General features: G+C 73.0%; 5 protein-coding genes. All 5 read left to right on the top strand.

Annotation, left to right across the window (positions count from 1 at the left end):
* Window positions 1–3,638 (top strand): polarized growth protein Scy (gene scy / locus ACFU99_RS25025; RefSeq protein WP_384395563.1); only part of this gene is annotated, 3,638 nt, incomplete at its 5' end.
* Window positions 3,639–3,752: 114 nt separating this feature from the next.
* Complete coding sequence (locus ACFU99_RS25020) at window positions 3,753–4,688, top strand: cellulose-binding protein (protein ID WP_384395561.1); 936 nt, start codon at window positions 3,753–3,755, stop codon at window positions 4,686–4,688.
* 192 nt (window positions 4,689–4,880) lie between these two features.
* Window positions 4,881–5,969: an ABC transporter ATP-binding protein gene (locus tag ACFU99_RS25015; RefSeq protein WP_384395559.1), complete on the top strand. Its 1,089-nt coding sequence runs from the start codon at window positions 4,881–4,883 to the stop codon at window positions 5,967–5,969.
* Window positions 5,970–5,971: 2 nt separating this feature from the next.
* Window positions 5,972–6,742: an ABC transporter permease gene (locus ACFU99_RS25010; protein WP_384395557.1), complete on the top strand. Its 771-nt coding sequence runs from the start codon at window positions 5,972–5,974 to the stop codon at window positions 6,740–6,742.
* A 188-nt stretch (window positions 6,743–6,930) separates the two neighbouring features.
* A partial coding sequence (locus ACFU99_RS25005; RefSeq protein ID WP_384395555.1) for an ABC transporter ATP-binding protein occupies window positions 6,931–7,847 on the top strand: 917 nt, incomplete at its 3' end.

Raw genomic sequence — 7,847 nt, 5'->3', positions numbered from 1 at the left:
GCCTCGCGGCGCGCCCTGCCTACGACGGCGGTGATCTCGGCTATCAGGCCGAGCAGCTGCTCCGTAACGCGCAGATCCAGGCGGACCAGCTGCGCACGGACGCCGAGCGCGAGGTGCGCGACGCCCGTGCGCAGACGCAGCGGCTGCTCCAGGAGCACGCCGAGCGGCAGGCCCGGCTCGAATCCGAGCTGCACGCCGAGGCCGTGGCCCGCCGCCAGCGGCTCGACGAGGAGCTGGCGGAGCGCCGCCGCACCGTCGAGTCGCATGTGAACGAGAACGTGGCCTGGGCCGAGCAGTTGCGCGCCCGCACCGAGGGCCAGGCGCGGCGGCTGCTGGAGGAGTCGCGGGCCGAGTCCGAGCAGGCTCTCGCCACGGCCCACGCGGAGGCGCAGCGGCTGACCGACCGCGCCCGCGAGCGGCTCAACTCGGCCGCCGAGGACGCCCGCGGCGAGGCCGAGGCCATACTGCGGCGGGCCCGTACGGACGCCGAGCGGCTGCTGACCGCCGCCTCCACGCAGGCGCAGGAGGCCACCGACCACGCCGAGCAGTTGCGTACGGGCGCGGCCGGGGAGTCCGAGGAGGCCCGGCGGCAGTCCGCGGAGCTGACGCGGGCCGCCGAGGCGGCGATGCAGGAGGCCGAGACGGCGCTGCGCGAGGCGCGGGCCGAGTCGGAGAAGCTGGTCACGGAGGCGAAGGAGGCCGCTGCCAAGCGGCTGACCGGCGCCGAGTCGGAGAACGAGCAGCGCACCCGTACGGCCAAGGCGGAGATCGCCCGGCTGGTCGGCGAGGCCACCAAGCAGGCCGAGGCGCTGCGGGCCGAGGCCGAGCAGGAGCGGGACGACGCGCGGGCCAAGGCGGAGCGGCTGGTCGCGGAGGCCGCGGAGAACGCCCGCAGCGCCGCCGCGGAGGACTCCGCGGCGCAGCTGGCGAAGGCCGCGCGGCAGGCCGAGGAGGTGCTGACCAAGGCGTCCGAGGACGCGCAGGCCACCACGAAGTCCGCGGCGGCCGAGGCGGAGCGCATCCGCCGGGAGGCCGAGTCGGAGTCCGACCGGCTGCGCGAGCAGGCCGCCGAGTCCGCCGAGCAGCTCAAGGGCGCGGCGAAGGACGACACGAAGGAGTACCGCGCCAAGACCGTCGAGCTCCAGGAGGAGGCCCGGCGGCTGCGCGGGGAGGCCGAGCAGCTGCGCTCGGAGGCCGTCGCCGAGGGCGAGCGGCTGCGCACGGAGGCCCGGCGCGAGGCGGTCCAGCAGATCGAGGAGGCGGCCCGTACCGCCGAGGAACTGCTGACGAAGGCCAAGTCCGACGCGGAGGAGACCCGCGGCAGCGCGAGCGCCGAGAGCGAGCGGGTGCGGACCGAGGCCGCCGAGCGCGCGGCGGCGCTGCGCAAGCAGGCCGAGGACAGCGTCGAGAAGGCCCGTGCGGAGGCCGAGGAGACGCGCTCCGAGGCCGCGAACCAGGCCGAACTGACGCGCGCGGAGGCCGAGGAGACGGCCCGCCAGGTGCGCGAGGAGGCCGAGCGGGGCGCCGAGGCGCTGCGCGAGGAGGCCGAGGCGGAGCTGGTCCGGCTGCGCGAGGAGGCCGAGACGCGGGTCGCGTCGGCCGAGTCGGCGCTGGAGGAGGCCCGTACCGAGGCGAAGCGGCTGCGCAAGGAGGCGGCCGAGGAGACGGAGCGGCTGCGCGTGGAGGCCGCGGAGCGGCAGCGCACGCTCCAGCAGCAGGCGGAGACCGAGGCGGAGCGGGTACGCGCCGAGGCGGTCGAGGAGGCGGCGGGCGCCCGTGCCGAGGGCGAGGCCGCGGCCGTGCGGCTGCGGGAGCGGGCCGCCGAGGAGAGCGAGCGGCTGCGCGCGGAGGCCAAGGAGGCCGCCGGCCGGGTGCGGACCGAGGCGAACGCCGCGGCGGAGCGCACGGAGACCGAGGCGGCCGAGGCGCTGACGGCGGCTCAGGAGGAGGCGGCCCGGCGGCGCCGGGAGGCCGAGCAACTGCTCGGCGACGCCCGCTCCGAGGCGCAGGCGGAGCGCGAACAGGCCCACGAACAGAGCGAGGAGCTGCTCGCCTCCGCCCGTAAGCGGGTCACGGAGGCGCAGGAGGAGGCCGGGCGGCTGTCGGCGGAGGCCGAGCAGCGGGCGGGCGAGCTCGTCTCCACGGCGGAGCAGACGGCGCAGCAGGTGCGGGACGCCGTCGCGGGCCTGCACGAGCAGGCCGAGGACGAGATCTCGGGGCTGCGTTCGGCCGCCGAGCACAACGCGGAGCGCACCCGCACGGAGGCGCAGGAGGAGGCGGACCGGGTCCGCTCCGACGCGTACGCGGAGCGGGAGCGGGCCGCCGAGGACGCCGCGCGGGTCCGCCAGGAGGCGAAGGAGACCGCGGAGGCCGCCAAGGCCGCGGCGGAGCAGACCGTCGCGGAGGCCACGGCCGAGGCGGAGCGGCTGACCGCCGAGGCGACGTCGGTGCTCGACGAGGCCCGGGAGGCGGCGAACACCCGCCGCACGGAGGCCGCCGAGCAGGCCGACGAGCTGATGGCGATGGCGACGGAGGAGGCCGACCAGCAGCGCACGGCGGCCGCCGAGGCCGTCGAGCAGGCCCGTACGGAGGCGGAGCGGCTGCTCGACGAGGCCCGCGAGGCCGGCGACGCCCGGCGCACGGAGGCGGCCGAGCAGGCCGACGCGCTGGTCGCCGAGGCGACGAAGGAGGCGGACCGGCTGCGCGCCGAGGCCGCCGAGACCGTCACCTCCGCGCAGGAGCACGCGACCCGCACGCGTGCCGAGTCCGAGCAGGTCAAGGCGGACGCGGCGGCGGAGGCGGAGCGGCTGCTGGCCGAGGCGCGGGCGCAGGCGCAGGAGGCCCTGGACGAGGCGCGCCAGGAGGCGTCCAAGCGCCGCAACGACGCCGCGCAGCAGGCGGACCAGTTGGTCGCCAAGGCGCAGGAGGAGGCCGTACGGGCGGCGACGGCCGCCGAGGAACAGGCCGACACGATGGTCGGGGCGGCCCGCAAGGAGGCCGAGCGGATCGTCGCGGAGGCCACCGGCGAGGGCAACGTCCTGGTCGAGCAGGCCCGTACGGACGCGAACACGCTGCTGGCCGAGGCGCGCGGGGACGCGACGGCCATAAGGGACCGGGCGGAGGAGCTGCGGTCCCGGATCGAGGGCGAGGTCGAGGAGCTGCACGACCGGGCGCGGCGCGAGGCGTCGGAGGCGATGCAGTCGGCGGGCGAGCGGTGCGACAAGCTGGTGGCGGCCGCGACCGAGCAGCTCGCGGAGGCCGAGGAGAAGGCGGAGAAGCGGGTCTCGGACGCCGAGAGCGAGGCGAGCAAGGTCCGTATCGCCGCCGTGCGCAAGGCGGAGGGGCTGCTCAAGGAGGCCGAGCAGAAGAAGGCCGATTCGGTGCGGGAGGCGGAGCGCGTGCGCGCCGAGGCCGCCGCGGAGGCCCAGCGGATCGTGGACGAGGGCAAACAGGAACTGGAGGTGCTGGTACGTCGCCGCAAGGACATCAATACAGAGATTTCCCGCGTCCAGGACGTGTTGGAGGCGTTGGAGTCATTCGAGTCGCCGACCACCGCCGGGGGTAAGGACAGCGGCGGGGTCAAGGCAGCGGCCGGAGCAGGTTCCACCCGTACGAGTGGCAAGCAATCCGATAACTAGCCACTCGAATGAGGGGACATTCTCCTGACCAATCGGACGTTGACTCGATGACACGCCGTTCGCACCCCTAGGATTCCCTCTATCACCTCACCGGTCTCTTTCGACAGGAACCCCATGAGCGACACTTCCTCCCCCTTCGGCTTCGAGCTCGTGCGGCGTGGATACGACCGCGGCCAGGTGGACGACCGCATTACCAAGCTCGTCGCCGACCGTGACAGTGCACTGGCCCGTATCACCTCTCTGGAAAAGCGGATCGAGGAGCTGCACCTCGAAACGCAGAACGCCCAGGCCCAGGTCAACGACGCGGAGCCGTCCTACGCCGGGCTCGGCGCCCGCGTCGAGAAGATCCTTCGGCTGGCCGAGGAAGAGGCCAAGGATCTGCGCGAGGAGGCCCGCCGCGCCGCCGAGCAGCACCGTGAGCTGGCCGAGTCGGCCGCCCAGCAAGTCCGCAACGACGCCGAGTCGTTCGCCGCCGAGCGGAAGTCGAAGGCGGAGGACGAGGGCGCCCGGATCGTCGAGAAGGCGAAGAGCGACGCCTCCACGCTGCGCGCCGAGGCGCAGAAGGACGCGCAGTCCAAGCGCGAGGAGGCGGACTCCCTCTTCGAGGAGACCCGCGCCAAGGCCGCGCAGGCCGCCGCCGACTTCGAGACGAATCTGGCCAAGCGCCGCGAGCAGTCCGAGCGCGACCTGGCGTCGCGTCAGGCCAAGGCGGAGAAGCGGCTCGCGGAGATCGAGCACCGCGCGGAGCAGCTGCGCCTGGAGGCCGAGAAGCTGCGGACGGACGCGGAGCGCCGGGCCCGTCAGACGGTGGAGACCGCCCAGCGCCAGGCCGAGGACATCGTGGCCGACGCGAACGCCAAGGCGGACCGTATCCGCAGCGAGTCGGAGCGGGAGCTGGCGGCGCTCACCAACCGCCGCGACTCCATCAACGCCCAGCTGACCAACGTCCGCGAGATGCTGGCGACGCTGACCGGCGCCGCGGTGGCCGCGGCCGGCACGCCCGGCGACGACGAGGTCACGCGCGGGGTTCCGGCCCAGCAGACCCGCTGAGGTCCGGGCAGACCCGCTGAGGTCCGGCAGCGCGGCCTGACGGACGGGGAGCGCCCTCGCTCCGCCCTTTCGAGGCGGTGGCGGGGGCGCTCTGCTGTGTCCCGCGGGGCGTACGGGGCCGGTGCGGGACGTTCTCCGGTCCGGATCCGGCCAGGGGTGGCGGAGGCCCGCATACCCCCTTAGCGTGGCCGCATGATCGAGCTTGAGGGGCTGAGCAAGCGATACGGCGACAAGCTCGCCGTGGACGATCTCACGTTCACCGTACGGCCCGGAATGGTCACCGGCTTCCTGGGGCCCAACGGCGCGGGAAAGTCCACGACGATGCGGATGATGCTGGACCTGGACAACCCGACCAGCGGCAGCGTGCGGATCGACGGCAGGCACTACCGGCAGCTCACCGACCCGCTGCGGTCCATCGGGGCGCTGCTCGACGCGAAGGCGATGCACGGCGGCCGGACCGCGTACAACCATCTGCTGTGTCTGGCGCAGAGCAATGGCATCCCCACCGCGCGGGTGGGCGAGGTGCTGGAAATGGTCGGGCTGTCGGGGGTGTCCAGGAAGCGCTCCAAAGGTTTCTCGCTCGGCATGGGGCAGCGGCTGGGGATCGCGGGCGCGCTGCTCGGCGACCCGGAGATCCTGATGTTCGACGAGCCGGTCAATGGGCTCGATCCCGAGGGCATCCACTGGATTCGCAATTTGATGAAGTCGCTGGCCGCTCAGGGCCGTACGGTCTTCGTCTCCAGCCACTTGATGAGTGAAATGGCGCTCACCGCCGAGCATTTGGTCGTCATCGGCCAGGGGCGGTTGATGGCGGACACATCGATGGCCGACTTCATTCGCGAGAATTCTCGTTCATACGTACGAATCAGTTCACCGGAACACGAGCGGCTGCGCGATGTCCTGGCGGGCGCCGGAATCACCGCGGCGGCCGTCTCGGACGGCCGTCTGGAAGTGGACGGCGTGAGCGCCCCGGCGCTCGGCGAGCTGGCGGCCGAGCACCGGCTCGTCCTGCACGAGCTGAGCCCGCAGCAGGCGTCCCTGGAGGAGGCCTTCATGCAGCTGACGGCCGGGTCGGTCGAATACCACGCGCACTCGTCGTCGACGGGGCTCTCGGCGGAGGCGGCCGGGGCGGCGGCGCCGGGCGCGGCGGCGGGCGGGATGGCCGGCGGCACTGGGGTCGCGGCGGGCGGCGCGGCCGGGGCGCCGCCGGCGGCGCAGTGGGGCGCGGACTGGCAGCAGCAGAGTCAGCGGAACCGCAAGAACCGGAAGAAGGGCTCCTGACGATGGCGGTGGCGCAACAGGTCCTGCGGTCGGAATGGACCAAGATCAAATCGGTGCGGTCCACGGCGTGGACGCTGGGCCTGGCCGCCGTGGTGACGATCGCGCTCGGCGCGCTGATCAGCGCCGTGTCCAAGAACGGGTTCAAGGACCTGTCGCAGGAGGACCGGCTCACCTTCGACCCGACGCTCATCAGCTTCGCGGGCATGGGCCTCGGCCAGCTCGCGATGATCGTCTTCGGGGTGCTGGTCGTCTCCAACGAGTACAGCACCGGCATGATCCGCACCTCGCTGGCGGCCGTACCGCAGCGCGGCACGTTCCTCTTCGGCAAGGTCGCCATCGCCACGGTGCTCGCCTTCGTCGTCGGCATGGTGACGTCCTTCGTGACGTTCTTCGTCGGCCAGGGGATGCTCGGCGACCACAGCGCGTCCCTCGGCGATCCGGGGGTGCTGCGGGCGGTGGTCGGCGGCGGGCTCTACATGACGCTCATCACGGTGTTCTCGATGGGCATCACGGCGGTGCTGCGCAGCCCGGTGCTGTCGCTGGGCGTCCTGATGCCGTTCTTCTTCCTGGTCACCAACATCCTCGGCAGCGTCTCCGCCACCAAAAAGGTCGGCCAGTACTTTCCGGACCAGGCGGGCGGAAAGATCATGCAGGTGGTCCCGACGAATGACGACGCGCCGTACGGGCCGTGGGGCGGGTTGGCGATCATGGTGCTGTGGGTGGTGACGGCGCTGTTCTTCGGATATCTGTCCCTGAAGCGGCGGGATGCCTAGGCGCTTCGCTGGAAGCCCGGCCCAGTACACCGGCCGCGGGTGCGTCGTGGCTGGTCGCGCAGTTCCCCGCGCCCCTTCGGGGCACTGCGTTCCCGCCTGATTCGCATTTAACGGGAACCGTCAACGCGTGGTTATGCTCCTAACGCTTACGGGGGCACGCGCCCCGACCATCTCGTGAGGGGCGGAGAATGATCGAGGCGACCGGCCTGACGAAGCGCTACGGCGCCAAGACGGCCGTGTACAACCTGTCGTTCCAGGTGCGGCCGGGGACCGTCACCGGCTTTCTGGGGCCCAACGGCTCCGGCAAGTCGACGACCATGCGCATGATCCTCGGTCTGGACCAGCCGACCTCAGGGCGCGTCACCGTCGGCGGCCACCCGTTCCGCGAGCTGCCCAACGCCCCGCGCCAGGTCGGCGCCCTGCTCGACGCCAAGGCGGTGCACGGCGGGCGCAGCGCCCGGCAGCACCTCCTCTGCCTCGCCCAGCTCTCCGGCATCCCCGCGCGCCGCGTGGACGAGGTGCTGGGGGTCGTCGGCCTCCAGGACGTCGCCCGGCGCCGGTCCAAGGGGTTCTCGCTCGGCATGGGCCAGCGGCTCGGCATCGCGGCGGCGCTGCTCGGCGACCCGCAGGTGCTGCTGTTCGACGAGCCCGTCAACGGTCTGGACCCCGAGGGCATCCTGTGGGTCCGCAACCTCATGAAGTCGCTGGCCGCCGAGGGCCGCACGGTCTTCGTCTCCAGTCACCTGATGAGTGAGATGGCTCTCACCGCGGAGCACCTGATCGTCATCGGCCGCGGCCAGCTGCTGTCCGACATGAGCGTCAAGGACTTCATCTCGCAGAACTCGGCGGACTTCGCGCGCGTGCGCACCCCCGACACCGAGCCCGAGCTGCGCGAGAAGCTCACCGCCGCGCTCATCGAGGCCGGCGGCCAGGTGCTGCCCGAGCAGGACGGCGGGCTGCGGGTCACCGGGCTGCCGCTGCCGCGGATCAGCGATGTCGCGCACGGCGTGGACGTACGGCTGTGGGAGCTCTCGCCGCACCAGGCGTCGCTGGAGGAGGCGTACATGCGCCTCACGCAGGGCGCCGTCGACTACCGCTCCACGGC

The organism is Streptomyces sp. NPDC057654, assembly GCF_042800135.1.
GTDB lineage: Bacteria > Actinomycetota > Actinomycetes > Streptomycetales > Streptomycetaceae > Streptomyces.
This window is presented reverse-complemented; position numbering and strand designations above follow the sequence as displayed.